This window comes from Corynebacterium tuscaniense (assembly GCF_008693065.1).
Taxonomy (GTDB): Bacteria; Actinomycetota; Actinomycetes; order Mycobacteriales; family Mycobacteriaceae; genus Corynebacterium; species Corynebacterium tuscaniense.
The window spans coordinates 1-1,220 of sequence record NZ_VXKH01000130.1; the positions used below are offsets into that span (position 1 = coordinate 1).

The 1,220-nt window shown below is 63.3% G+C and carries 1 protein-coding gene, 1 tRNA gene and 1 pseudogene; 2 read left to right on the top strand and 1 reads right to left on the bottom strand.

Annotation, left to right across the window (positions count from 1 at the left end; all coding sequences use genetic code 11):
* On the top strand, positions 1–906 hold a 906-nt coding region (locus tag F4V54_RS10825), incomplete at its 5' end, for an amidase family protein (RefSeq protein WP_249041300.1).
* On the opposite strand, the gene F4V54_RS10830 is transcribed toward F4V54_RS10825, so the two are convergent.
* Positions 881–954: transfer RNA gene (locus F4V54_RS10830), tRNA-Leu, on the bottom strand. The genes F4V54_RS10825 and F4V54_RS10830 overlap by 26 nt on opposite strands.
* A gap of 55 nt (positions 955–1,009) precedes the next feature.
* Between F4V54_RS10830 and F4V54_RS10835 the strand changes: the two are divergent.
* Positions 1,010–1,220, top strand: a pseudogene (locus F4V54_RS10835) (hypothetical protein); the annotation flags it as partial.

Consider the following 1,220-nt stretch of genomic DNA (forward strand, 5'->3'; position numbering starts at 1 on the left):
GACGGCGGTGGTTCCATCCGCCTGCCCGCCGCCTGGTGTGGCATCTTCGGTTTGAAGCCGCAGCGCGGGCGCGTGTCCGCTGCCCCGAACGCCAGCTTGTGGGGTGCGCTGGGCACCATCGGGCCGCTGACGCGGTATGTGGAGGACACGGCACTCATTTTGGATTGTGTGAGTGGGGTGACGGAGGGCGTCGATAAGCATTCCGCTCCTGAATGGAACATGACACTGACTGAGGCTTTGGAGCATTCCCCAGAGCGATTGCGCATTGGCGTGAGCACGGCCGCGCCATTGGGCACTGTGTTGAAGAATCCTGCGCGGCGCGCGGTGGAGGCGACCGCTACGGCTTTGAAAGCTTTGGGGCACGACGTGTTTGAGCATGATTTTTCGTACCCGCCCACGCTGGCTTTGTCCTTTGTGCCGCAATATTTGAATGGTTTCAGCGAGGAGGCGCACGCGGCTGAGCACCCAGACCTCCTTGAACGACGCACTCGCTGCGGCGTGCGGCTGGGTAAGTGGACGGGGCTGACATCTCCGCAGATGGTGCGCAAGGCAGAGGCAAAGAGCGCGCAGATTGGTCAGAAGCTCATGCGCGAGGTGTTCTCAGACGTGGATCTCCTGCTGACGCCGACTGTCCCCCACCCGGCGGTCCCCATTGGGCAATTGGATGCGCATGGATTCTTGCCAGCCGCGCTGAAGGCGAGCGGGGTCGCGTCTTTCACCTCACCGTGGAACGCGGTGGGTAACCCGGCTGCTGCTGTGCCTTCTGGCTTTCACGATGGCCTGCCGCTGAGCGCGCAATTGGTGGGGCCCTTCAACAGCGAGCCACTACTGTGCCAAGTGGCGCGCCAACTACAGGACGCGACCGCCTGGCCTGCACACGTGCCCCCACAGGGACTCGAACCCTGACTGAATCGATTTTAAGTCGACTGCCTCTGCCGATTGGGCTATGGGGGCGTATCGGTGAATGAGTGTACGGCACGAACCCGCACATCCCTATAATTGCTCCATCATGACTGCTCGTGCTGCCGGTTCCTGGCTTGTTCTCATTCCGTGTGCGCTGGGCGGATTAGGGCTCTTCGCGGCGCGCCACGCCGGCGACGGAACTGTGGCGTTCTACGTGATCACGGTGCTCACCGCCGCGCTCTACGCCGGCACGTGGAGGGTATGGGGCGACCAGCAAGCATTCGCGGGCCGCGCGGTGCCGGATCTCCTGCGGGGTG